This is a genomic window from Kribbella sp. NPDC058693 (assembly GCF_042715335.1).
Classification (GTDB): Bacteria; Actinomycetota; Actinomycetes; order Propionibacteriales; family Kribbellaceae; genus Kribbella; species Kribbella jiaozuonensis.
The window spans coordinates 66470-90008 of the sequence record NZ_JBHXSQ010000008.1; the positions used below are offsets into that span (position 1 = coordinate 66470).

The 23539-nt window shown below is 68.9% G+C and carries 19 protein-coding genes, 1 pseudogene and 2 riboswitches; of the genes and pseudogenes, 14 read left to right on the plus strand and 6 right to left on the minus strand.

The window, feature by feature from the left end; genetic code table 11:
- Positions 1 to 160 precede the first annotated feature (160 nt).
- On the minus strand, positions 161 to 808 hold the full coding sequence (locus ACFWUU_RS40165) for a hypothetical protein (protein ID WP_380183901.1): 648 nt from the start codon (positions 806 to 808) through the stop codon (positions 161 to 163).
- Between the two features lie 33 nt (positions 809 to 841).
- Between ACFWUU_RS40165 and coaE the strand changes: the two genes are divergently transcribed.
- The 6 genes from coaE to uvrB all read left to right on the plus strand — a co-directional run bounded on the left by coaE (position 842) and on the right by uvrB (position 7704).
- Positions 842 to 1450, plus strand: coding sequence for a dephospho-CoA kinase (gene coaE / locus ACFWUU_RS40170; protein WP_380183903.1), 609 nt, complete (start codon positions 842 to 844; stop codon positions 1448 to 1450).
- Positions 1451 to 1655: 205 nt separating this feature from the next.
- Positions 1656 to 2777 (plus strand): PrsW family glutamic-type intramembrane protease, encoded by a 1122-nt coding sequence (locus ACFWUU_RS40175; RefSeq protein WP_233714733.1) that lies wholly within the window; start codon positions 1656 to 1658, stop codon positions 2775 to 2777.
- Entirely contained in the window at positions 2774 to 3820 is a 1047-nt protein-coding gene (locus ACFWUU_RS40180; RefSeq protein ID WP_380183905.1) for a hypothetical protein, read from the plus strand. Before ACFWUU_RS40175 ends, ACFWUU_RS40180 begins: the two co-directional genes overlap by 4 nt.
- Positions 3817 to 4713: a hypothetical protein gene (locus ACFWUU_RS40185; RefSeq protein ID WP_380183907.1), complete on the plus strand. Its 897-nt coding sequence runs from the start codon at positions 3817 to 3819 to the stop codon at positions 4711 to 4713. The genes ACFWUU_RS40180 and ACFWUU_RS40185 overlap by 4 nt, the downstream gene beginning before the upstream one ends.
- 31 nt (positions 4714 to 4744) lie before the next feature.
- Positions 4745 to 5551, plus strand: coding sequence for a hypothetical protein (locus ACFWUU_RS40190; RefSeq protein WP_380183910.1), 807 nt, complete (start codon positions 4745 to 4747; stop codon positions 5549 to 5551).
- 47 nt (positions 5552 to 5598) lie between these two features.
- Positions 5599 to 7704 (plus strand): excinuclease ABC subunit UvrB, encoded by a 2106-nt coding sequence (gene uvrB / locus ACFWUU_RS40195; protein ID WP_380183913.1) that lies wholly within the window; start codon positions 5599 to 5601, stop codon positions 7702 to 7704.
- Between the two features lie 26 nt (positions 7705 to 7730).
- Here the strand turns inward: uvrB and ACFWUU_RS40200 are convergent, their stop codons facing one another.
- Positions 7731 to 8618 carry a nitrilase-related carbon-nitrogen hydrolase gene (locus ACFWUU_RS40200; protein ID WP_380183915.1) on the minus strand — a complete coding sequence of 296 codons (888 nt, stop codon included), beginning with the start codon at positions 8616 to 8618 and terminating at the stop codon, positions 7731 to 7733.
- Between the two features lie 273 nt (positions 8619 to 8891).
- Here ACFWUU_RS40200 and ACFWUU_RS40205 point away from each other — a divergent pair, with 273 nt between their 5' ends.
- Both ACFWUU_RS40205 and ACFWUU_RS40210 read left to right on the plus strand, forming a co-directional pair.
- The gene (locus ACFWUU_RS40205; RefSeq protein WP_380183917.1) at positions 8892 to 9248 is read left to right on the plus strand and encodes an MmcQ/YjbR family DNA-binding protein; all 357 of its coding nucleotides are present in this window, start codon (positions 8892 to 8894) and stop codon (positions 9246 to 9248) included.
- A gap of 251 nt (positions 9249 to 9499) precedes the next feature.
- Positions 9500 to 10522: a TerC family protein gene (locus tag ACFWUU_RS40210; protein ID WP_380183919.1), complete on the plus strand. Its 1023-nt coding sequence runs from the start codon at positions 9500 to 9502 to the stop codon at positions 10520 to 10522.
- A gap of 92 nt (positions 10523 to 10614) precedes the next feature.
- On the opposite strand, the gene ACFWUU_RS40215 is transcribed toward ACFWUU_RS40210, so the two are convergent.
- Genes ACFWUU_RS40215 through ACFWUU_RS40225 form a run of 3 tightly spaced genes read right to left on the minus strand, consistent with a single transcriptional unit; the run spans position 10615 to position 13366 of the window.
- Complete coding sequence (locus ACFWUU_RS40215; protein WP_380183921.1) at positions 10615 to 11481, minus strand: NlpC/P60 family protein; 867 nt, start codon at positions 11479 to 11481, stop codon at positions 10615 to 10617.
- The gene (locus ACFWUU_RS40220) at positions 11478 to 12542 is read right to left on the minus strand and encodes a mandelate racemase/muconate lactonizing enzyme family protein (protein WP_380183923.1); all 1065 of its coding nucleotides are present in this window, start codon (positions 12540 to 12542) and stop codon (positions 11478 to 11480) included. The genes ACFWUU_RS40215 and ACFWUU_RS40220 overlap by 4 nt, the downstream gene beginning before the upstream one ends.
- On the minus strand, positions 12539 to 13366 hold the full coding sequence (locus ACFWUU_RS40225) for a serine hydrolase (protein ID WP_380183925.1): 828 nt from the start codon (positions 13364 to 13366) through the stop codon (positions 12539 to 12541). The genes ACFWUU_RS40220 and ACFWUU_RS40225 overlap by 4 nt, the downstream gene beginning before the upstream one ends.
- 43 nt (positions 13367 to 13409) lie before the next feature.
- Here ACFWUU_RS40225 and ACFWUU_RS40230 point away from each other — a divergent pair, with 43 nt between their 5' ends.
- The 3 genes from ACFWUU_RS40230 to ACFWUU_RS40240 are packed head-to-tail and all read left to right on the plus strand — an operon-like array spanning position 13410 to position 16100.
- Positions 13410 to 14447, plus strand: coding sequence for a cobalamin biosynthesis protein (locus ACFWUU_RS40230; protein ID WP_380183927.1), 1038 nt, complete (start codon positions 13410 to 13412; stop codon positions 14445 to 14447).
- Positions 14448 to 14490: 43 nt separating this feature from the next.
- Positions 14491 to 15141 carry a phosphoglycerate mutase family protein gene (locus ACFWUU_RS40235; RefSeq protein WP_380183929.1) on the plus strand — a complete coding sequence of 217 codons (651 nt, stop codon included), beginning with the start codon at positions 14491 to 14493 and terminating at the stop codon, positions 15139 to 15141.
- Positions 15132 to 16100, plus strand: coding sequence for a DUF3500 domain-containing protein (locus ACFWUU_RS40240; RefSeq protein WP_380183931.1), 969 nt, complete (start codon positions 15132 to 15134; stop codon positions 16098 to 16100). The genes ACFWUU_RS40235 and ACFWUU_RS40240 overlap by 10 nt, the downstream gene beginning before the upstream one ends.
- Positions 16101 to 16122: 22 nt before the next feature.
- On the opposite strand, the gene ACFWUU_RS40245 is transcribed toward ACFWUU_RS40240, so the two are convergent.
- Positions 16123 to 17397 (minus strand): vanadium-dependent haloperoxidase, encoded by a 1275-nt coding sequence (locus tag ACFWUU_RS40245; RefSeq protein WP_380183933.1) that lies wholly within the window; start codon positions 17395 to 17397, stop codon positions 16123 to 16125.
- A 148-nt stretch (positions 17398 to 17545) separates the two neighbouring features.
- Positions 17546 to 17691, plus strand: a riboswitch (cobalamin riboswitch).
- Positions 17692 to 17723: 32 nt separating this feature from the next.
- On the opposite strand from ACFWUU_RS40245, the gene cobN reads away from it, so the two are divergent.
- From cobN to ACFWUU_RS40260, 3 genes and pseudogenes are all read left to right on the plus strand, one after another.
- A complete protein-coding gene (gene cobN / locus ACFWUU_RS40250; protein WP_380183935.1) occupies positions 17724 to 21416 on the plus strand; it encodes a cobaltochelatase subunit CobN in 3693 nt (1230 codons plus the stop codon).
- Positions 21417 to 21428: 12 nt separating this feature from the next.
- Entirely contained in the window at positions 21429 to 22199 is a 771-nt protein-coding gene (surE, locus tag ACFWUU_RS40255; RefSeq protein ID WP_380183937.1) for a 5'/3'-nucleotidase SurE, read from the plus strand.
- Positions 22200 to 22255: 56 nt separating this feature from the next.
- Positions 22256 to 22387, plus strand: a riboswitch (cobalamin riboswitch).
- Positions 22388 to 22451: 64 nt separating this feature from the next.
- Positions 22452 to 23429 (plus strand): annotated as a pseudogene (locus ACFWUU_RS40260) (ATP-binding protein); the annotation flags it as partial.
- Between the last annotated feature and the right edge of the window lie 110 nt (positions 23430 to 23539).

A 23539-nucleotide genomic window follows, 5' to 3' on the forward strand; every position in this document is an offset into this window, starting at 1 on the left:
ATCGGCTGCCACTCTCGAACCGCCCTGTTTGTTCCAGCCAGCCGGTGGATGCCTGTTCCGACCTCCAACTGTGATCGGAAAGCCGAGCTCAGCCAGGCACCCACTCCCTCTCTATCTTTTGTTTTCTTTGTTTTGTTTGTTGGTTATTGTCTTTGTTCTTTCAGTCGTACGGGCGGCGGATGCGGGGTTTGCCTAGGTCGGTGCCCCATTGGCCTCGGCCTTCGCCTTTTAGGCGCATTTTTAGTTCCATTACGTGGGCTCGGGCGCCGCTGGCGGAGAAGAAGCCGATGCGGTAGGGCTCGTTCGGGGCGCCGGCTTCCCAGGCCGGCACCTGCTGTTCGCCGTAGCGGACCAGGCGGACTGGCGGGTCCTCGCCTGCCTGGATGCGGGCCGCGTCTTGCGCGCACGCCGGTACCTTGCGGGTCGGGCCGCTGCGTGGGGTCCAGACGACGTCGCGTGCGGCCGGGCCGTGCTGTGGGTTGAAGAAGCACGGCGTACGGCGTTCCGGTAGCGGATCGCCCGCGACCCGCGCGCGAACACACGCCAGCGCGTAGCGCCCCGCCGTCAGCGTGTCGACGATCGCACTGATCGCCTCGAACGAGCTGAGCCGGTCGACCAGCCGCTCGGCGGTCTCGTACGCATCCAGCGCGGTCTGGTAGTCGTGCCGCGTCTCCGCATCGAGCGCACTGCCCTCCAGCAGCTCACCGAGCCGAGCCAGCTCCTCCCCGAACTGGACCACGTCCTCCTCGGCCATCACCCGGACGTGTCTCAGCTCCTGCGCATCCTGACGCCGTCGCCACCACCCCATAAGCCATGCTAGGCCCGTGGATAGGGTGCTGGGGTGCTGAGAGTAGGACTGACTGGCGGGATCGGGGCCGGGAAGAGTGCCGTCTCGTCGCGGCTGGCCGAGCGGGGCGCGGTCGTGATCGACTCCGACGTACTGGCTCGGGAGGTGGTCGCGCGGGGGACCGACGGGCTTGACGAGGTGGTCGCGGCGTTCGGTTCCGGCGTACTGACGGCCGACGGGGACCTGGACCGGCCGGCGCTGGGGAAGATCGTGTTCGGCTACGAGACCGCCCGGCGGAAGCTGGAGGCGATCGTCCACCCGCGGGTTCGCGCGCGGGCGGCCGAGATCGAGCACGAGTCGCCCGAGGACGCGATCGTGGTGCACGACATCCCGCTGCTGGTGGAGACCGGCCAGGCCGGCAGGTTCGACGTCGTACTCGTGGTCGACGTACCGGTCGAGGTGCAGGTCGAGCGGCTGACCGCACAACGCGGGATGACTGACGCGGAAGCGAAGCAGCGGATCGCCAGCCAGGCGTCCCGGGAGGACCGGCTCGCGGCCGCGGACGTGGTGGTGGACAACTCCGGCAGTCTCGCCGAACTGGACCGCCGCATCGACCAGGTGTGGGAACAACTCACAGGCCACGGTCCGGACACGAAAAGGTGACCCTCGCGCGGTAAATGATGAATCCGGGACCGGCTGTACAAGAATCTGTCCCGGTCCGGCCCGGGGTGACTCCTGCAGGCCGGCCACCGACGGCGCGCCCCGCGCCGGTCCGGACGTCCGAAGTAGGGAGGATGGCGTGGTGTGTCCGCGCTGCAGCTCTGACGTCCCCGAGGTCTCGCATTTCTGCCACCACTGTGGCAACGACATGCGTACCGGGGATGCCGAGCGCAAGAAGGCGTACGCCGCCAGGCCCGATGAGCCGGTGGCGTCGTTCAAACTGGTCTCGACGATCATGCCCCAGGGCTCCGGCCAGCAGCCGTACACCTACAAGGTCGCGCTCGGCATCGCCCTGCTGCTGACCGTGGTGACGGCCGCGCTCGGCGCGCTCCCGGTGGCGATCATGATCGCGGCCTTCGCCATCCCGATCGTCTACATCATCTACTTGTACGACGTGAACCTCTGGGAGGACGAGCCGATCCCGGTGGTCGCCGCGGCCTTCGTGCTGACCGGCGTACTCGCGGCCGTCTTCACCTGGCTGTGGAAGGACAAGCTGGCGCTCTCGCTGGACACGATCGGCGGCAACAGCGCCGGTCCGTCCGGGCGGGACCTGCTGATCCTGCTCCTGCTGGTGCCGGTGGTGTCGGAGCTGATCCGGCAGATCGGCCCGCTCTACCTGGCCTCGCGGCCGCGATACGACGACCTGATGGACGGCTTCACGTTCGGTGTGGTCGCCGGTGTCGGGTACGCCTGCTTCGAGACGCTGGTGCTGCACTGGGGCTGGATCAGCGGCGGCTTCGCCGGTCCGGGCAGCAGTGCGGGCACGTGGATCTCGATCGTGCTGCTGCACGGCTTCATCAAGCCGCTGGTGTACGGCTCGGCGACCGGTCTGGCCGGTGCGGAGTTCTCCGGCCTCGGCGAGGGGTACGACGGGTTCACGCCCCGCTGGGTGGCCGGTCTGCTCCAGGCGATGGCGGTGAACGCGCTCTTCCAGGGCGGTGTCTACCTGCTCGGTTTCGTCGGCGGACACGGCTCGACGATCGGTTCGGTCCTCGGTGTGGTCTGGGGCCTGCTGCTGCTCGGCGCGCTGATCATCCGGGTGCGGACCGTGCTCCACAAGGGGCTGCTCGAGGCTGCGCTCGAGTCGGCCGCGCGGGGTGGTTCCAACCACGCGTCGGGCGACCTGGCGTTCTGCTCGCGCTGTGAGATGCCGCTGCTTCCGCAGTCCGACTTCTGCTCCGCCTGCGGCAACTCGGTGCGTTCCGTGCCGAAGTCCGCTCGCGGGGTGACAGCACCGACCGCCGCGACGACTGGGGAGACGCAGGCATGAGCAACCAGCAGCCGCCGTACGGCGGCGGCCAGGGCAACCAGCAGCCGTACGGAGGCCAGCCGGGCCGGCCCCCGGGTCAGCCGCAGGGTCAGCCTGGTCAGCCGGGTTATGGGCAGCAGCAGCCCGGGTACGGGCAGCCGCCGCAGGGTCAGCCTGGTTATGGGCAGCAGCCGCCGCCTGGGTACGGGCGTCCGCCGCAAGGTCCGCCGCCCGGCTACGGCCAGCCGGGGCAGCCCGGTCAGCCTGGTCAGGCGCCGTACCCGCAGCAGGGTCAGCCGCAGCAGACCTTCCCGGGGCAGCAGCAGCAGTACCAACAGCAGCAGGGCTACCCCGGCCAGCAGCAGTACCCGGGTCAGCAGCAGTACCCCGGTCAGCAGCAGTACCCCGGCTACCAGCAGCCGCGGCGCAAGAGCGGTGGCAGCAAGACCCTGCTGATCGCCGGCGGTGCGTTCGCCGTGGTCGCGGTCATCGGCGTCGTACTGGCGCTCGTCTTCAAGGGCGGCGACGACAAGACGGCCGACCCGAGCCCCACACCGACGACCCAGCCGACGACCGGCCAGAGCACCGAGCCGACGAATGTCGACGAGGGCATCGAGGTCGGCCAGGGCGTGTACGTGAAGCCTCAGCCGGGCTACATCCGCAAGAGCCTGGACGGGTTCGACGGCGTGTACCTGCTGAAGCAGGGCGAGGCGTACTTCATGGTGAACGCCTGGAAGGCCGGGCCCGGTGAGAACACCGACACGGTGCTGCCCAAGCTGCTGAACGCCGAGACCAAGGACCTGTCCTCGGTGAAGACCGGCGACCCGAAGGTGACCAAGCCGGGTCCGGACGACAAGACCACGGTCAAGGTCGTCACCACCCAGAACTTCGACGCGATCTCGAGCAGCCAGAACGGCAGCCTGCCGGTGGTCGGGTTCGTCGGCGTGATCGAGCGCAACGACGGCGTGATCACGATCGTGCGGGTGTACGGGCGTAAGGACAAGGTGTCGTCGATCCGGACGGATTCGGACGCCATGCTGCTGTCGGTGGTCAAGAGTCAGTGAGCGGAAAGCGCGACAAGGGTTCCAGCAGCAACCCCTGGGTCAACCAGCCCGGGCCGGACGCGGACGACGTCGAGCCGGAGGAACAGCTCCCGCCGTCGCCGTGGAACCTCGAGGTGCCACCACCGCCGTCGCCCTGGGGTGACGGCGGTGCACCCGGTCCGGGGCCAGGTCCCGGACCGGGTCCGGCCACGGAGACGTCGTCGGCGTGGGGTGAGAACGTCGGCCCGCCGTCGCTGCGCCGCCCGCCGCCGGAGAAGAAGCGTGGCTTCCGGATCCCGCCGCTGCTGATCCCGGTCGGCGCCGGCCTGATCGTGGTCGCGCTGGTGGCCGTCGCGCTGGTGCTGCTGTCCGGCGGCGGCGACGACAAGGCCGATCCCACGCCGAGTACGCCGGTCGGTACGCCGACCGCGCCGAAGACGTCGTACCAGCCGCCGCCGAACGCGATCCCGGTCGGGTTCGGTGTCTCGATCGTCCCGGTGCAGGGCTGGAGCCTGTTCACCAAGGAGACGCAGGGCAAGCAGGTCGCGACGTACCCGCCGAACGACAGCGTGCACGCGCGGGCGTTCCTGTGGGTGCGGCAGAAGCAGAACGTCACCGCGAACGCGTACCTGCTCGGGATCGTCGAGGGCGAGACGCAGGAAGAGGTCGCGCAGCTCGGCAACGTACGGAACCTGCCGTGCCCGAAGGACGTCTTGGTGGAGTGCGTCGCGATCGACTACACCTCCACGGCCAAGGAGAACGGCGTGGACGTGAAGGTCCAGGGCTCGGTCGAGGTGTACCGGCGCAAGGACAACGTGGTCACCGCACTGGACTTCCGGACCCGGGTCGACTTCGCCCAGAAGGCCGAGGCGGACGCCGCGATCATGAAGAAGTCCGTGATCGACAGCCTGTGACGAACCACCGGAACTACCGCGAGGAAACGCTATGAGTCAGCAGTACGGTCCGCCCCCGGGCCCGCCGCCCGCACCTGCTCCCGCTCCTGGTGGTTGGAGTACGGCGCCGCAGGCGCGCCCGGGCGGTCCGGCGCCCGGTGGCTGGGGGCCGGGGCCGCAGCGGCCGCACCAGCCGCCGAAGTCGAACCGTACGGCGTGGATCATCATGGCCGGCGCGATCGTCGCGGTGCTGCTGGTCGCTACCGGTGTGGTGCTGCTGGTGAACGGCAGCGGGAAGGACAAGCCGGTCAGTCAGCAGACGCCGGACCCGGTCGGCACGCTGTACACGCCGTCGCCGACTCCGACGCCGAACGACTCCAAGGGATCGAACGACGCCGGTGTCGAGGTCGGCTGGGGCATCTGGTTCATCCCGTCCAAGGGCTGGCTGAAGTCCCCGGACAAGACGTACGCCGGGCAGAACTGGATCCTGCAGCAGTTCAGTGCACGCGGGCTGATCGACGGGTACTACTGGGTCCGCCAGACCGAGCTGTACAACGCGAAGGGCTTCGCCGAGCACCTGGTCGACATCGAGTCGAACAGCATGCAGGGTGTCCGGATCGGCAGCGGCGTGGTCTGCAAGCCGTCCAACCCGAACATCAAGGCCTGCTACGCGCTCTCGTACACCGGCATCTGGGTCGGCAAGACCGGCGCGAAGATCGCGATGAAGGGCTTCGTCACCGCCTACCAGGACCAGTTCGGCCGGGTCACCGCCACCGACGCCGCCCTGGAGTCCCGGGTCTACCAGCGCCGCGTCAACGAGCTCATCTACATGAACAACAGTGTCGTGAAAAGCTTCTGACCTGGGGTTTTTAGAAACTGTCGGCGACGGGCCGTACGGTGGAGGGCATGAGACAGGTCTCGGATCTTCAGCGTATGGTCGCCCCGCTGAAGGTGGTGTCGGATTTCGATCCTGCGGGTGACCAGCCCACTGCGATCGCGGACCTGGAGCGGCGGATCAACGCCGGCGAGCAGGACGTCGTACTGCTCGGCGCCACCGGTACGGGTAAGACCGCGACCGTCGCCTGGCTGGCCGAGAAGATCCAGCGCCCGATGCTGATCCTGCAGCCGAACAAGACGCTCGCCGCCCAGTTCGCGAACGAGTTGCGCCAGTTCTTCCCCGCCAACGCCGTCGAGTACTTCGTGTCGTACTACGACTACTACCAGCCCGAGGCGTACGTACCGCAGACGGACACCTACATCGAGAAGGACTCCTCGATCAACGAGGAGGTCGAGCGCCTCCGCCACTCCGCGACCTGGTCGCTGCTGACCCGCCGCGACGTGGTCGTGGTCGCGACCGTGTCCTGCATCTACGGCCTGGGCTCCGCCGACGAGTACCTGAACCGCATGATCCACGTGAAGGTCGGCGCCGAGATGGACCGCGACGGCCTGCTCCGCAAGCTCGTCGGCGTGCAGTACGCGCGTAACGACCTGGCCGGCACCCGCGGCACGTTCAGGGTCCGCGGCGACACCCTCGAGGTCTTCCCGGTGTACCAGGAGCTCGCCGTCAGGGTGGAGTTCTTCGGTGACGAGATCGAGCGCGTGATGACGCTGCACCCGCTGACCGGCGAGGTCATCAGCGAGGAGGACGAGGTCTACATCGGCGCCGCCACGCACTACGTGACCGCGCCGGAGCGGATGGAGCGCGCGATCACCTCGATCGAGGCCGAGCTGGAGGAGCGGCTGGCCGAGCTCGAGCGCAACGGGCAGCTGCTGGAGGCACAGCGGCTGCGGATGCGGACGACGTACGACATCGAGATGATGCGCCAGATCGGGACCTGCTCGGGTATCGAGAACTACTCGCGGCACACCGACGGCCGTGAGGCCGGGACGGCGCCGCACTGTCTGCTGGACTACTTCCCCGAGGACTTCCTGCTGGTCATCGACGAGTCGCATGTGACCGTCCCGCAGATCGGCGGTATGTACGAGGGCGACATGTCCCGGAAGCGGACCCTGGTCGAGCACGGGTTCCGGCTGCCGTCGGCGATGGACAACCGGCCGCTGCGCTGGGAGGAGTTCCTGGAGCGGATCGGCCAGACCGTGTACCTGTCCGCGACTCCGGGGCAGTACGAGCAGGACAAGTCCGACGGGTTCGTCGAGCAGATCATCCGGCCGACCGGTCTGGTCGACCCCGAGGTGATCGTGAAGCCGACCAAGGGCCAGATCGACGACCTGATCCACGAGATCCGCATCCGCGTCGAGCGGAACGAGCGGGTCTTGGTCACCACTCTGACCAAGAAGATGTCCGAGGACCTCACCGACTACCTGCTCGAGATGGGCATCCGGACGAGGTACCTGCACAGCGAGGTCGACACGCTCCGCCGGGTCGAGCTGCTCCGCGAGCTGCGGATGGGGGAGTACGACGTACTCGTCGGCATCAACCTGCTGCGTGAGGGCCTCGACCTGCCGGAGGTGTCGCTGGTCGCGATCCTCGACGCGGACAAGGAAGGCTTCCTGCGCTCGGGCCGGTCGCTGATCCAGACCATCGGCCGTGCGGCGCGAAACGTCTCCGGCCAGGTGTTCATGTACGCCGACAAGATCACCCCGTCGATGGAGCAGGCGATCGACGAGACCAACCGGCGGCGCGCGAAGCAGATCGCGTACAACGAGGCGCACGGGGTCGACCCGCAGCCGCTGCGGAAGAAGATCGCCGACATCACCGACATGCTCGCCCGCGAGGACGCCGACACGGCCGAGCTGCTGGGCTCCGGCCGCAACCAGTCCCGCGGCAAGGCGCCGGTTCCTGGCGGCGGCAAGGCGAAGGCCGGCGAGAAGGCGAAGGAGCTGGCCGGTGGTCTCCCGTCGTCGGACCTGGCCGACCTGATCCAGCAGCTCACCGACCAGATGCACAACGCCGCCGCCGAGCTCCAGTTCGAGGTCGCCGCCCGCTACCGCGACGAGATCTCCGAGCTGAAGAAGGAGCTCCGCCAGATGACCAACGCCGGCGCCAAGTAGCCCCGGACCGTCGTACGCCGGACCTCTCAGCCCCGGCGTACGACGGTGTGGCGCGGCGTCTCGTCCACGGTCAGGGTGAAGATGTCCGGCCGCGCGTAGTGCCCGACCGAATCGAAGTCGAAGTACCCCCGGTCCAGCTCGGCCAGATCCAGCTCCGCGAGCAGGACGCCTTCCGCGCCGCGGAGCGGGCCGGCCAGGATCTCGCCCAGCGGGGAGATGATCGTGCTGCCGCCGTTGATGAGAACGGTGTCGCCATCGGTCAGGTACTGGTTCGCGCTGATGACGAAGCATCGGCCTTCGAGCGCGACGTGCCGCATGGTTGCCTGCCACTGGTCGCGGTCGTCGACGGTGGGCGCGCACCAGATCTGCACACACTTGGCGTACATCGACTGCCGGAAGAGCGGCATGTAGTTCTCCCAGCAGATCGCCGCCCCGAGAACGCCGAGGTCTGTCGCGACGGCAGGCATCGTGGAGCCGTCGCCCTGCCCCCACAGGTACCGCTCGGCAGCGGTCGGCATCAGCTTCCGGTGATGCGCCACCAACCCGTCTCGCGGGTCGACGAACACGGCCGTGCAATAGAGCGTCCCGCCATCGCGTTCGATCACTCCGGCGACCAGATGCACGTCGAGCTCGGTCGCCAGCTCGGCCAGTCGCGCGGTCTCCGGCCCGTGCAGTTGTACGGCGGCCTCGCGGTACCGCCGGAACAGCTCACGCCCCTCGGCAGAGCGCGACCCGACGGTGATCCCGAAGTCGGCGCCTTTCGGATAGCCGCCGAGGAACGCCTCCGGCAGCACGATCAACCGAGCGCCGGCCGCGGCGGCCTCCCGGATGTACTGCTCCGCCTTCACGAGCGTCGCGGGCGTGTCGAAGAGCGTGGATCCGGCTTGGACCGCAGCAACCACCACAGATGCCATGCTCCGCAGCGTACGACGGCGGTACGGTGAAGCATGCTGGATCATGTGTCGCTGCAGTGCGACGATCTCGGGGCCGCTCGGGATCACGGTCAATATGGACTTCGGTGATGTGCTCGGGATGTCGGGCACGGACGGCTGGGTGCCGAGGTGCTGCATGAGCCGAAGGAGTGGCCGCAGTATCACCCGGGGTACTACGCGGTGTTCATGCGCGATCCTGATGGCAACAACGTCGAGGTCGTTTCTCACAGTTGACGGAGGTCTGCGGTGGCGCGGATGGGCGGGGACGAGCTCCTCGAGTACTGCCTGGGGAAGCCCGGTGCGTGGCAGGACGAGCCGTGGGACGGGGACGTGGTCGCGAAGGTGGGCGACAAGATCTTCGCGTTCCTCGGCAGCGGCGACAGCGGCGGGGTCGGGCTGAAGTGCGGCGCCAACCGGGAGGAGGCTGACGAGTTGGTGGACACGTACCCGGCCGACGTCAGCAAGATGGCGTACATCGGCCGCTCGGGGTGGAACACCGTGCGGCTCGGGGGAGCGGTGCCCGACGACGAGATCCTCGAGCTGATCGACACGTCGTACGAGACGATCGTCGGGAAGTTGCCGAAGAGCAAGCGTCCTGCAGTCGGCAACTGATCACTCACTGCAACTATTCCCTGAACCGAATGTGATCATTTCGACGGTCCGACACGGTCCCGGGGATTTGGAGACTGAGACGTTCACCCGTCACAATGATGGTGGAGAAGGGGAGTATTCCTTCGCGGCGGCATCGTCATCACGGTCAAGGGCTTGTGCCCCGCGCCCGGTGCCCTCGGCTGGACTCACTGACTGAGTGCAGCGGAAGAGACCTTCGGAGTCGATATTTCATCTGAGCTCCGGAGGATTCTGTGCACGTAGCTGACTACGTTTGGTACATCACCGTCGGCGTGCTGCTCGCGCTGCTGGCATTCGACGTTTTCGTCATCGGCCGTCGCCCGCACGAGCCGAGCACCCGCGAGTCGGCGACCGCGATCGCGTTCTATGTCGGTCTCGCGGTGGTCTTCGGCCTCGGCGTCTGGTTCTTCTCCGGCGGGCAGTACGCCGGGGAGTTCTTCGCCGGCTGGCTCACCGAGTACAGCCTGAGCGTCGACAACCTGTTCATCTTCCTGATCATCATGAGCAGATTCGCGGTGCCCAGGAAGTACCAGCAGACCGCGCTGCTGGTCGGCATCATCCTGGCGCTGGTGTTCCGCGGCATCTTCATCGCGGTCGGCGCGGCCGCGATCAACCAGTTCTCGTGGATCTTCTACATCTTCGGCGCGTTCCTGGTCTATACGGCGATCCACCTGGCCAAGCAGGGTGAGAACGACGATGACGACTTCAAGGAGAACGCGGTCATCCGGTTCGCGAAGAAGCGGCTGAACGCGACCGACGAGTACAACGGTGTGAAGCTCACGCTGAAGAAGAACGGCAAGCGGCTCGTGACGCCGATGGCGATCGTGATCATTGCCCTCGGCACCACTGATCTGCTGTTCGCGCTGGACTCGATTCCGGCGATCTACGGGCTGACGCAGGAGCCGTTCCTGGTGTTCACGGCGAACGTGTTCGCGCTGATGGGGTTGCGGCAGCTGTACTTCCTGCTCGGGGATCTGCTGAAGCGGCTGGTGTATCTGTCGCTTGGTCTGTCGGTGGTGCTCGCGTTCATCGGCGTCAAGCTGGTGTTGCACGCGATGCACGTGAACGAACTGCCGTTCATCAACGGCGGTCACCACATCGACTGGGCGCCGGAGATCCCGATCTGGTTCTCGCTCGGCTTCATCATCATCACGCTCGGCATCACCACGATCCTGAGCCTGCGCAAGTCCCGCACGGTCGAGGCTGAGGTCGAGACGACGGACGAGCAGCCGGAGCTGCACCACAAAGAGTCCTGAACAAGAACACCCCGCCCCTCGCTTCGCTCGGGGCGGGGTGGGTGGGACTGGGGCTGCCCCGGTGGTAGGTGGGGCGGACGGCGTACGTCTCCTCAGAAGCGGGCGGCGGTGACCAGGGTGGCTCGGCGGTCGTCGGTTAGGGGGCCGTCTTCTAGGCGTTTGCCGGTTTCGGAGGCGTGGAGCATGCCTGCTTCGGAGACGAAGCCGACGTGGTGGATCTGTTTGCCGGGGCGGCCGAAGAAGTAGAGGTCGCCGGGTTGGGCCTCGTCGATCGGGATGTTCGGGAGAGTGTCGGCCTGGTCGTGCGCGTCGCGCGGCGTGCGCATCCCGAGCACTCGGCTGACCGTGTGGATCAACCCGGAGCAGTCGAGCCCGTGCGCCGACGTACCGCCCCACAGGTACTCCAGCCCGAGGAAGAGCTCACCCAGCCGCAGCCGGTCCTCAGGTCCCGACGGCTCGACCGCAGACCGCAGTACGCCGTCCGTGAGCCAGCCGGTCCCACCGTCCGGTGTCGCGACCCGCGTGTACCCGTCGGCCTGCTCCACCGACGCCAGCACGGTCGCGAACGACAGCTCCGCCAGCGGACGACCACCAGGCTCGGCCAGCAGCGCTGCAGTCGGTACGGCGATCGCAACCGGGTCGGTCGCGCTCTGCGGCAGTTCACCCAGGTGACTCGACGGGATCCAGCCCGGGTATCCCAGCTCGTCCTGCGACGACGGCTGCCACGGCGCGAGGATCTCGGACCACCCGTCGCGTTCCGTGCGCACCAGCACGGGCTCGGCGAACAGCAGCTGCGTCAGAGTCCGTCCGTGCAGACCGAGTCGAGTCTCGGTGTCCATCGACTTGGCCCAGGCGGCCACGTCGGGTTGTTCGGCGGTCGCCGGTGCGTCGATGTCACGTGGCGCGTCCGGCGCGGTCCAGACCGTGCTGATCGGGACCTTGGTAGCGGCTAACTTCATGCGGTCAAGCCTGTCACGCCGAGTCCAGGAGCAGAAGGCAGGTGGATCAGCGAGCCGTCGTACCGGATCCCGCCGGTCACCGGCGCCTCCCGCAGCCACCAGGCGGCGTCCAGGTCGTTGACCGTTGTCGTCGGGTACGCCGACACCAGCGCGGCCGCCGCGCCGACGCCCACGTGGCTCTCCATCATGCAGCCGACGATCGCGCCCAGCCCGTGCTCCCGGGCCAGCTCGAGCAGCGTCCGCGCCGGCGCCAACCCGCCGCACTTCGCCAGCTTCACGTTCACCAGGTCGGCCGCACCCTGCCGGATCACAGCGACCAGATCGCGTACGCCGTACACGGACTCGTCGGCGAGGATCGGCGTACTGACCCGGTCGGTCACCCACGCCATCCCGTCGAGGTCCGCCGCGGCGACCGGCTGCTCGACCAACTCGATCGCGCACCCGGCGTCCTCCAGCGCCCGGATCACCGTGACCGCATCGCGCCGCGCCCACCCCTGGTTGGCATCCAGCCGCAACCGCGGCTCCGGCCCGATCGCATCACGCACCCGCCGGACCCGCTCGATGTCGCCGACCGCGTCCGTACCGACCTTGATCTTGAGTACGTCGAACCCGTCCGCAACCCGATCCCGCCCCGCAGCCGCCAGCGCCGGCGCATCGCCGACCGACAACGTCACATCGGTCCGTACGACGTCAACCGTCGACCCGAGGAACCCGTGCAGCGTCTGACCCCGCCGCCGCGCAGCGAGGTCGTGCAGCGCAACGTCGACCGCGTCCTTCGCACCGAGGTTGCCGACCGCCGCACCCTGCACTCGACGCAGAGCCTCGGTCAGATCGTCCGGCCCGAGCCCGTCCAGTGCCGTCGTGATCGGGCCCTCGATACACGCCTCCGACCCGGCGAGCGAGTCGCCGGTCACCTTCCACACCTGCGGCGCCTCGCCCCAGCCGCTCAGCTCGCCGTCGCTCACCTCGACGAGCAGCGACTCGACATGTGTCGCCGTACGCAACGCCGTGATGAACGGCGTATGTAGCCGCGCCGATACCCGATGAGTCGTGATCTTCACCGCACCGCTCCGAGGTCGTGTCTGTTGTTCCAACCTTCCAAGGCGATCGCCGCGATCAACTTCTGCGCATCGGCATCCGGCAGATCCGAGGTGGTGCAGACGACCAGCACGAACGGATCCGCGTCGTCCGGCCGCACGATCCCGCCGTCGTGCCGGATCCGTGTGTCCCAGCCGTTCTTGTGCTCGACCCGCGTTCCCGGCGGCAGCAGCGCCGGGATCTCCCCGTTCCACTGGTTGCCGGCCAGCAGGTCGCGCAGGTAGTCGCCGGAGGCACCTTTCTGGTTGCCGACCGCAACGAGTACGCCGGCGAGTCCGGCCGGGCTCATCAGGTTGCTGATCCCGGCGCGCTGCGCGGGACCGTCGTCGATACCGCGCTGGATCTTCGACGAGGGGGAGGGCGAGCTGGGTAGCGTCGCCTCGCTCAGGGCGGCGTGGGCCGCGGGGATCCCGACCTGTTCGAGTACGAGGTCGGTCGCCAGGTTGCTGGAGCGGGTGATCATCTCGGTCGCGAGCCAGCCGAGCGGCACCTCGGTGCCCAGCTTCTCCCAGGTCGCGGGCGCCTCGTCCTCGTCCGCGTTCACCGCGAACCGGCCGCTGCCCGCCGACGCGAAGTCGTTGTGCACGGTCACGGGCTGGTCGAGCGCCAGCTCACCCGCCTCGACCTTGCGCATCATCGCCATCGCCACCGGCAGCTTCATCGTGCTGGCCGAGTAGTGCGGCCGCTCCGCCTCGTGCTCGAACACCGGTACGCCGTCCAGCCGGCCGAGCCACACCCCGAACTCCCCGCTCCCGTCGACCCCCTGGAGCAGCTCCGCGATTCCCATACCGTCACCCAATCACAAGCAACCACCTGGCAGACTGCTGAGGGTGCGCCTGACGAACCCCCTCGACACCCGCCCGGGCGCGCCGCGAGCTGTGGGGGCCCGTCGGCCCGCCGCGAGCGCTATGTCCCACGCGGGTGCATCGCGGGCTCTGGGGATTCTTGTCGGGTTCGCCGCCGATCGTCTGCTCGGCGACCCCCGCCGGTTTCACCCGGTCGCCGGCTTCGGCCAGACCGCGGCCCGGGTCGAGCGCCGCCTGTACGCCGACTCGCGCCCCGCCGGAACCGCCCATACAGCGATCCTCGTCGGCTCCACCACGCTCCTGGGCCTCGCGATCGAGCGAGTGACCCGCAAGCATCCGATCCTCCACACAGCAGCCACCGCTGCGGCAACGTGGACCGTGCTCGGCGCCCGCAGCCTGGAACGCGAGGCCGAGACGATGGCCGCGCACCTCGAGGAGAAGGACATCCCGGCCGCCCGCGACCGCCTCAGCCACCTGTGCGCCCGCGACGCCACCGACCTGGAGGCGGACGACTTGGCCCGCGCAACGGTCGAGTCGATCGCGGAGAACACCTCGGATGCCTGCGTCGCACCACTCCTGTGGGGCGGAGTCCTCGGCATCCCGGGTCTCCTCGGCTACCGAGCAGCGAACACCCTGGACGCGATGGTCGGCTACAAGTCACCGAAGTACCAGAACTTCGGCTGGGCGTCGGCGCGGCTCGACGACGTACTGAACCTGGTGCCCGCGAGGGTGTGCGCGGTGCTGACCGGCGTTGCAGCCGGCAGGCCGCGTGAGGCAACAGCTGTCTGGAAGCGGGACGCCTCCAAGCACCCGAGTCCGAACGCCGGCCCGGTCGAGGCATCGTTCGCCGGTGCGCTCGACCTCACGCTTGGTGGCACGAACAACTACGGCAGCTACCAGGAGGACCGCGGCACGCTGGGTGATGGGCCCGCGCCGGCTGTCGCCGACGTCCGGCGGACGGCGGCGCTGGCGCGCCGGGTAGGCGTGGCGGCAGCGGGCGTCGCCGCCCTCGCCGCTCTCATGGGCAGGCCACCGCGCCGAGCCGGACGGAGCGCGGCATGAGGAGAGGGTGTAGATGGGGCTGAGCCACCGGCCGAGGCGGATTGTGCTGATTCGGCATGGGGAGTCCGAGGCGAATCTGGACAAGACGGTGTACGAGCGCATCCCGGATCACGCCGTACCGCTGACGCCGCACGGGCACGAGCAGGCGGTGAAGGCGGGTAAGGACCTGCGGGAGCTGTTCGAGGACGAGCCGGTGCGCGTGTACGTCTCGCCGTACTTGCGGGCCCGGCAGACGCTGGAGTCGCTCGGTCTCGACGACCTGATCGAGCTCCCGCGCGAGGAGCCCCGGCTGCGCGAACAAGACTGGGCCAACCTGCAGGACACCGCGGACATCGAGCGGCAGGAGAAGCTGCGCGACTCGTTCGGGCACTTCTTCTACCGGTTCACCCAGGGCGAGTCGGGTGCGGACGTGTACGACCGTGTGTCGACGTTCCTGGAGACGATGCACCGCGACTTCGAGCAGCCGGATGCGCCGCGGAACGTGCTGCTGGTCTCGCACGGGCTGACGATGCGGTTGTTCTGCACGCGCTGGTTCCACTGGTCGGTCCGGTTCTTCGAGTCGCTGCGCAATCCGGGTAACGCCGAAACACGCGTCCTGCTGCGGCAACCGGATTTCCGGTACAAGCTGGACCGGCCGTTCGAACAGTGGACGCCTTACGAACCGACGGAACGGGAGCGATCGGCATGGTTGTAGCGCAGACGCGGGACACGGTCCTCGAACTGCTGGCGAGCCTGTCGCCGGCCCAGCTCGAGAAGATCCGCGCTCCGTTCGACATTCCGGACCACCAGCAGTGGACGTACCTGCCGGGGGCCGTACCCGGGCTGGCACTGACCGAGCTGAATCCGACCCAGCAGAAGCTGGTCGAGCGGCTGGTCGCGACCGGTTGCAGCGACCGCGGCGCGGCCGATGTCTGGGCGGTGCTGGACGCGGAGGTCGTCGTACGCGAGCTGCCGGACCTGCCGCCGTCAGGGGAGTGGGAGGGCGCGACCGTCGCCGACCGGTACTTCCTCCGGGTGCTCGGCGACCCGAACGGGACCGATCCCTGGGCCTGGCGGCTGAACGGGCACCACCTCGCACTGCACGTCACGCTCGTCGACGGCGCGATCGCGTTCACCCCGCAGTTCCTCGGGTCGAACCCGGCCGAGGTCCGCAGGGGTCCGAAGGCCGGCCGACGGTTCCTGGCCGCTGAACAGGACCTGGGCTTCCAGCTCCTGCACGCGCTCGAGCCCGGTCAGCTGGCCACAGCCCTGGTCGCCGACGAGGCGCCGGACGACATCCTGACCCGTCACGACCCGGTCGCCGACGCCTCGCTGCTCCATCGCGGTCTGTCGTACGGCGACATGAACGAGGACCAGCGCCAGCTCCTCAGCCTCCTCATCGGCCAGTACGTCGGACGCGCCGCCGGGCCGATCGGGCTGCAGACCTGGCAGGACATCACCGAGCGCGGGATCGAGCGGCTGACCTTCGCGTGGGCCGGCGAGACCGAGCCGGGCATCGGGCACCGGCACTACTACTCGATCGCCGGGCCGAGCTTCCTGGCCGAGTACGACAACACCCAGGACAACGCCAACCACATCCACTCGGTCTGGCGCGACGTCCGCAACGACTGGGGCACGGACCTCCTCGCCGCGCACTACGCGATGCACCGCTGACGCAGCGCGCGGCGAGGAACGGTCAGTGGTGCCGTGGCTGGAACTCGTGGCCGATCGTCCACGAGGCGGAGCGATGGCCGAGCTGGTTGGCGTCGGTCATCGCCTTCCGGAAGTGGAAGCCGAGCCAGATCCTGGCGTTCATGGTCTCTGCATCCAGGGCCGCGGCGCTGTCGAAGTGCCGGGACGCCGTGGACACCAAGGCGGGGACGTCGAGGTTGAGCGACCGTGCGCCGAACAGGTAGCTGAAGGTGCCGGTTGCCGCGCCGGTGATGGAGGCGTGCCCGCTGACGTAGTCCGGATACGGCGGCGTCTGCAGCAGCGACATCCAGCTGGCGTCGGCTTCGGTGGCCGGGTTGCCGTCGGTGTCGGCCAGCCGGATGGCCGTGATCGGGCGCCAGTAGGCGTAGTCGTACTTGGCTCGCCAGCAGGCGATCAGCGCATCGGCCACGCTCGTACTGAGCAGGGCGAACGCGCGGGCGCTGTCGACGATGTCCATCCCTCGCGCGGTGACCTGGCCCCGGAGCGCCGTCTGGTACTGCAGCACAGCGTTCGCGTTCCAGAAGACCGCGGTCTCGGTCTGCGCCGGGGTCCGGGCGGATCCGACCAGCGCACCCATCGACTTCACCTCGGCGAAGTCCCGGGCGTAGGCCTTGGACGTGATCCGATAGGGGCCGGGTAGCCGGAACTGGGTGGGTGACCGGAGCGCCAGAGGTACGACGAATCCGAGCCACGGGGCGAGCATCGGCGCGAGGGCATCGGGTGTCGGGCGCCAAACTCCCGGCGCGGGCGTCACCGTCAGTTGGATGTTCGCGCCTCGGCCGTCGTTGGCCCGCGCCTGGATCAGCGTCTGCGCCGCGTGCCGGCCGGCCTCGGTTCCCCGGGTCTTCGCGCGACCGTCCGGGATGGTGCCGAGCGACGTGGCGTAGTCGGTCGCGAGGTTTGTGGCCGAGGCCGGGAAGTAGTACCGCAGCACCTCGTACGCCGCGGTCGCGGCCGCCGCCTCGGAGGACGCCCTGGCGCGGCCCTTCGGTTGCTTGAGGTACGGCTCGTAGCGGCCCTCGATCGCCACCACCGCGTCGTACACGGCCAGCGACACGAAGCCGAAGTACAGGCTCCCGACCGGGACCGGGGTGGCGTTCTCCGCGTAGATCGTCCGGCCGGCGATGGTGTTCCACTGGGTGATCACTGCCGGGCCCGCCCGGACGCCGCCGGCCTGACTCGGCGCGGCGACGAGGGCAGGTGTGACGAGGCCGATCGTCAGTACGACGACCAGGAGTCTCCAGGCCTTCAAGCGCATGATTGTCTCCTTCGGCTCAGGTGGATCAGAACCGGCCTGCGCTGAAGAAGACGTTGCCGTACGACGCCGGAGGGCGTCCGCAGTACAAACCCTGTGATTCCGCCCTATACCAATGCGGTGCAGGGGTCAACGCGACAACGTGGGACGACTTCCACACCCGGTACGCCGCGGCCGTCGGCTAGAGTCACGATCGTCATCGACGGCATCAGCAGGAACCCGGTGTGAATCCGGGACGGTCCCGCCACTGTGACCCGCAAGGGGAGTCAGGAACTGCCGCCGTCGTACCTCCGTTCGGGGCGTGGACACCCCGGGGAAGGAACTCCTCCGTGCTCGTTTTGCTCTCCACCGCCGACACCGACCTGCTCGCTGCCGCCGAGGCGGATGCCGGCTGGAAGGTCGCGAACCCGGCCCGCCTCGAGCTCCCTGAGCTCGGACCGCTGCTGGACGCCGCAGAGATCGTCGTCGTCCGGCTCCTCGGCGGTCGCCGCGCGTGGGAAGAGGGCCTCGATGCGGTGCTGGCATCCGGCAAACCGGCTGTGGTGGTCAGCGGCGAGGCAGCACCTGACGCCGAGCTGATGTCGCTGTCGACGGTGCCGGCCGGCGCGGTCACCGAGGCGCTCGCGTACCTGCGCGAGGGCGGCGCGGACAACCTCCGCAACCTGGCCGGCTTCCTGCGCGACACGCTCCTGCTGACCGGCGACGAGTTCGAGCCGCCGCGCGCGCTCCCGGCGTACGGCCTCCGGGGTGCGTACGTCGAGGACGAGCGGCCCGTCGTCGGGATCGTCTACTACCGCGCGCACGAGATCTCCGGCAACACCGCCTTCGTCGACGCCCTCGCGGACGCGATCACAGAGGCCGGTGCCCAACCGCTTCCGGTGTACTGCGGAACGCTGCGCGGGCTCGACCCGGCCGAGAACGTCGGGCTGTTCGACCTCCTGCGGAAATGCGACGTGCTTGTCACGACCCTGCTCGCGGCCGGCGGAGCTGTCGCTGCGAACGCCAGCGCCGGCGGTGCGGATGATGCCTGGGACGCCGGCGCGCTGGCCTCGCTCGACATCCCGTTGATCCAGGGGCTCGCGCTGACCTCGACCCGCGAGCAGTGGGCGGAGAGCGACGCCGCGCTCAGTCCGCTCGACGCGGCGACGCAGGTCGCGATCCCGGAGTTCGACGGGCGACTGATCACGATCCCGTTCTCGTTCAAGTCGTACGACGCCGACGGGCTGGCCCGCTACGCGCCGGACGTCGAGCGGTGCACGCGGCTGGCCGGGATCGCGGTCGCGCATGCCCGGTTGCGGCACGTGCCGGCGGCCGAGAAGCGGATCGCGCTGGTGCTGTCGTCGTACCCGACGAAGCATGCGCGGATCGGGAACGCGGTCGGTCTGGACACGCCTGCTTCGGCCGTCGTGCTGCTCGGGCAGCTGGAATCGGCCGGGTACGACCTCGGCGGGCTCGACCTCAGTGAGCTGCAGGGCGCGGACGGCGCCGACGGGCTGATCCACCGCTTGATCGCGGCCGGCGGGCACGACGTCGACTGGCTGACCGACGAGCAGCTCGCCAACGCCGTCGCGAAGATCCCGCTGTCCACCTATGCCACCTGGTTCGGGCGTACGCCGGAATCGTTGCAGACGGCAATGATCGAGGCGTGGGGCGAGGCCCCCGGCGAGTTGTACGTCGACACGTCGGGCGACGAGCCGGCGATCGCGCTGGCCGCGTTGCAGTTCGGGAACGTCGTGCTGATGATCCAGCCGCCGCGCGGTTTCGGCGAGAACCCGGTCGCGATCTACCACGATCCCGACATGGCGCCGTCGCACCACTACCTGGCGGCGTACCGCTGGCTGGAGGCGTCGCGCGACGAGGGTGGTTTCGGCGCGCAGGCCGTCGTACATCTCGGGAAGCACGGGACGCTGGAATGGCTGCCGGGCAAGGGGATCGGGATGGCGGCCGACAGCGCGCCGGACGCCGTACTCGGGAACCTGCCGATGGTGTACCCGTTCATCGTCAACGACCCGGGCGAGGGCACGCAGGCCAAGCGGCGGGCGCATGCGACGGTCGTGGATCATCTGGTGCCGCCGATGGCACGGGCCGAGACGTACGGCGACATGGCGAAGCTGGAGTACCTGCTCGACGAGTACGCGACGGTGTCTGCGCTGGACCCGGAGAAGGTGCCGACGTTGCGGGCGCAGATCTGGACGCTGATCCAGGCGGCGCAGCTGCACCATGATCTGCACACGTCGGAGAAGCCGGAGGACGAGGAGTTCGACGAGTTCGTCCTGCACCTGGACGGATACCTGTGCGAGATCAAGGACGTGCAGATCCGCGACGGGTTGCACATCCTGGGTGGTGCGCCGGCTGGTGAAGCCCGGGTGAACCTGGTGCTCGCGGTACTGCGGGCCCGGCAGCTATGGGGTGGTTCGTACTCGATTCCCGGCCTCCGCACCGCACTCGGCGAGACCTTCGGGGTCGACGAGGCCGCGCTGCTTGCGAACCCTGGTCAGGCCGCGAACCTTGCCGAGCTCGCGACCCTCGCCGACCTGCCCGCGGTCACCGGCGCGGACGGCGTCGACATCCTGGAAGCCGCCGCGCGCAAGCTTGTCGTCAGCATGGAGACGCTCAGCTGGGACGCCGCCAAGGTGCCGGTCGTCGTGACCGAGGTGCTCGGTCGTTCCTCGGACGCAGTCGCTGCATCGCTGACGTTTGCCGCAACCGAGGTGGTTCCGCGGCTGGCTCGGACCGGGGACGAGTTGGTCAACGTGGTGCGAGCGCTGGACGGGCGGTTTGTCGAGGCCGGGCCGTCTGGCTCGCCGACGCGCGGGCTCGTGAACGTGCTGCCGACCGGCCGCAACTTCTACGCCGTCGACCCGAAGGCGATTCCGAGCCGGAACGCCTGGGACGTCGGCGTCGCGCTGGCGGACTCGCTCCTCGCCCGGCATCAGTCCGAGACGGGGGAGTACCCGCGATCGGTCGGGCTGACGATCTGGGGTACGTCGGCCATGCGCACCCAGGGCGACGACCTCGCCGAGGTGCTCTGGCTGCTCGGCTGCCGGCCGGTCTGGGACGAGGCGTCGCGACGGGTGACGAGCTTCGAGGTGGTCGGGCTCGAGGAGCTCGGCCGGCCGCGGATCGATGTGACGATCCGGATCTCCGGGTTCTTCCGGGACGCGTTCCCGCACGTGGTCGCGCTCCTGGACGAAGCCGTGCGTACCGTTGCCGCCCTGGACGAGTCCGCCGAGGACAACTTCCTCAAGGCCCACGTCGACGCAGATGTTGCTGCGGGCAACGATATGCGTCAGTCGACGGCCCGGGTCTTCGGCTCCAAGCCCGGCTCGTACGGCGCCGGTCTGCTGCCGCTCGTCGACGCGCGCAACTGGCGCACCGACGCCGAGCTGGCCGAGGTGTACGCCGTCTGGGGCGGGTACGCGTACGGCAAGGACCTCGACGGCGCGGAGGCCCGCGGCTCGATGGAGCGCGCGTATGCCCGGATCCAGGTCGCGGCGAAGAACGCGGACACGCGTGAGCACGACATCATGGACTCCGACGACTACTTCCAGTACCACGGCGGCATGATCGCGATGGTCCGCCATCTAACCGGTTCGAACCCGAAGGCGTACGTCGGCGACTCCGCCGTACCCGCACAGGTGAAGACGCGGACGCTGGAGGAAGAGGCGAAGCGGGTCTTCCGCGCCCGGGTGGTGAACCCGCGGTGGATGTCCGCGATGCGGCGGCACGGGTACAAGGGCGCCTTCGAGATGGCGGCAACGGTCGACTACCTCTTCGGGTACGACGCGACCGCGGGTGTGGTCGACGACTGGATGTACGAGACGCTAACAACTGAATACGTCGCGGATCCGGAGATGGCGGAGTTCTTCCGCAAGTCCAATCCGTGGGCGCGGCACGGCATCGCGGAACGCCTGCTGGAGGCGGCGCAGCGCGGGTTGTGGGCGGAGCCGTCGGCCGAGGCGCTGGAGACGCTGCGGAACGCAGTCCTTGAGACGGAGGGTGACATCGAGGATCGCGGCTGATTGGGTGGAGGCATGCCCGCTGAGCAGCTACGAGTCCTGATCACCAACGACGACGGCTATCTCGCACCAGGGATCCGGGCGCTTGCGCCGGCGATCGCCGAGCTCGGGTACGACGTACTCGTGGTCGCGCCGTTACTAGACGAGAGCGGTGTCGGCTCCGCGCGGGCCGGGATGATCGGCCGGCCGATCCGGACCGAGTCGGACGTGGAGAACGGCGTCACGTTCACCGGGATCGAGGGGACGCCGGCACTCGCAGTGACGCTGGCGAACGTCGGGGCGTTCGGGCGGGCGCCGGACCTGGTGCTGTCGGGGATCAACCGCGGGCACAACATCGGCGTACCGATCTTCCACTCCGGCACGGTGGCCGCGGCGCTGACCGCGGCCGGCCAGGGTACGTCGGCCGTTGCCGTGAGCATCGACTCGGAGAACCCGGCCCACTGGCCGACCGCGGCAACGATCGCCGCCGAGGCCCTCAGCTGGATCGCCGAGGAGCCTGCCGGGACGGTCCTCACGATCAACGTCCCCGACCGCCCGCTGGCGCAGCTGTCCGGCGTACGCCACGCCTCACTAGCCCCGATCAAGCGCTCCCGCATCGTCGGCACCACCGCCCCCACCGGCGAGCCGATGATCGAACTGGAACCCCCGCACGCCAACCCGGTCCCCGACTCCGACGAGGCCCTCCTCGCCGCCGGCTTCGTCACCGTCACCCCGATCGTCGGCATCCGCGAAGTAAAGGACGACGCAGCCGCCACAGCCCTCGCGAAACGCCTCAGTTCAAGCTGACCGGGCGAGGTGATCGGCGGCGTGTGAGCCTGGTCGCTGGCGGGGGCGGCCTGGTGTGCCATGATCGGGCCGACGGTTGTGGAGGAACACCGGTGACCAGCTTGCTGGGAGTCCGGGGCGGTCCCGCCACTGTGACCGGGAGGTAACTTCCGGGAGCCAGGACATCTGCGGTCGTCCGCCGGGTCGCGTTGTGGGCCGGTGTACCAGGCGTGGCGGGCGTGGATACCCGCTCGACGAAGGGACCCACCGCCGATGCGGCCTGCTTCAGCTTCCACCGGATTCCCGTTCACCGCAGTGGTCGGCATGGAGGACCTCCAGCTCGCGCTGATCCTGGCCGCGATCTCGCCGGCGATCGGCGGCGTACTGATCCGCGGCGAGAAGGGTACGGCGAAGTCGACCGCGGTCCGGGCGCTGACCGAGCTCCTGCCGCCGGTGGACGTCGTACCCGGGTGTCGTTTCTCGTGTGATCCCGATCGGCCGGATGCGGACTGTCCTGATGGGCCGCATGCCGGTGAGCGGACTGTGCGGTCGGCGCGGTTGGTGGAGTTGCCGGTGGGGGCGACCGAGGACCGGGTGCTCGGGTCGCTGCACCTGGAGAAGGCGCTCGCGGAGGGCGTCACGGCGTACGAGCCTGGTCTGCTGGCGGCGGCGCATCGGGGGTTGCTGTACGTCGATGAGGTCAACCTGCTGCACGACCACCTGGTCGACGTACTGCTCGACGCTGCCGCGATGGGGCGTGCGACGGTCGAGCGGGACGGGGTGTCGGTGACACATCCGGCGCGCTTCGTGCTGGTCGGGACGATGAACCCGGAGGAGGGCGAGCTGCGGCCGCAGTTGCTGGACCGGTTCGGTCTCACTGTGGATGTCGTTGCCAGCAGGGATCCTGCGGTGCGGGTCGAGGTGATGCGGGCGCGGCTGGGGTATGAGGCGGATCCTGCTGGTTTCATCGCGCGGTACGACGGTCGCCAGCGCGAGCTCGCCGAGCGGATCGTGAAGGCGCGCGACCTGATCACCGAGGTGATCCTGACGGACGCCGCGCTGAGGCAGATCGCGGAGATCTGCGCGTCGTTCGACGTGGACGGGATGCGCGCCGATCTGGTCACTGCGCGTACGGCGGTCGCCCACGCGGCCTGGTCCGGGCGCACGGTCGTCGAGGTCGAGGACGTCCGCGCCGCAGCCAAACTAGCCCTCCCACACCGCAAACGCCGCAACCCCTTCGACGCACCAGGCCTGGACGACCAACAGCTGGAAGACGCGATCAACAACAGCACGCCGCCGACTGATCCCGACGACGACTCGCCCCCCATAGGGGGGCGGAGAAACAAAACCGCGCCCACGAA

Bases quoted from the DNA above. Each gene is read 5' to 3' on its own strand.
- ACFWUU_RS40165 (WP_380183901.1), bottom strand. From the start codon at position 808: ATGGGGTGGTGGCGACGGCGTCAGGATGCGCAGGAGCTGAGACACGTC.
- ACFWUU_RS40175 (WP_233714733.1), top strand. From the start codon at position 1,656: ATGCGTACCGGGGATGCCGAGCGCAAGAAGGCGTACGCCGCCAGGCCC.
- ACFWUU_RS40180 (WP_380183905.1), top strand. From the start codon at position 2,774: ATGAGCAACCAGCAGCCGCCGTACGGCGGCGGCCAGGGCAACCAGCAG.
- ACFWUU_RS40190 (WP_380183910.1), top strand. From the start codon at position 4,745: ATGAGTCAGCAGTACGGTCCGCCCCCGGGCCCGCCGCCCGCACCTGCT.
- uvrB (WP_380183913.1), top strand. From the start codon at position 5,599: ATGAGACAGGTCTCGGATCTTCAGCGTATGGTCGCCCCGCTGAAGGTG.
- ACFWUU_RS40200 (WP_380183915.1), bottom strand. From the start codon at position 8,618: ATGGCATCTGTGGTGGTTGCTGCGGTCCAAGCCGGATCCACGCTCTTC.
- ACFWUU_RS40205 (WP_380183917.1), top strand. From the start codon at position 8,892: ATGGGCGGGGACGAGCTCCTCGAGTACTGCCTGGGGAAGCCCGGTGCG.
- ACFWUU_RS40215 (WP_380183921.1), bottom strand. From the start codon at position 11,481: ATGAAGTTAGCCGCTACCAAGGTCCCGATCAGCACGGTCTGGACCGCG.
- ACFWUU_RS40225 (WP_380183925.1), bottom strand. From the start codon at position 13,366: ATGGGAATCGCGGAGCTGCTCCAGGGGGTCGACGGGAGCGGGGAGTTC.
- ACFWUU_RS40240 (WP_380183931.1), top strand. From the start codon at position 15,132: ATGGTTGTAGCGCAGACGCGGGACACGGTCCTCGAACTGCTGGCGAGC.
- ACFWUU_RS40245 (WP_380183933.1), bottom strand. From the start codon at position 17,397: ATGCGCTTGAAGGCCTGGAGACTCCTGGTCGTCGTACTGACGATCGGC.
- surE (WP_380183937.1), top strand. From the start codon at position 21,429: ATGCCCGCTGAGCAGCTACGAGTCCTGATCACCAACGACGACGGCTAT.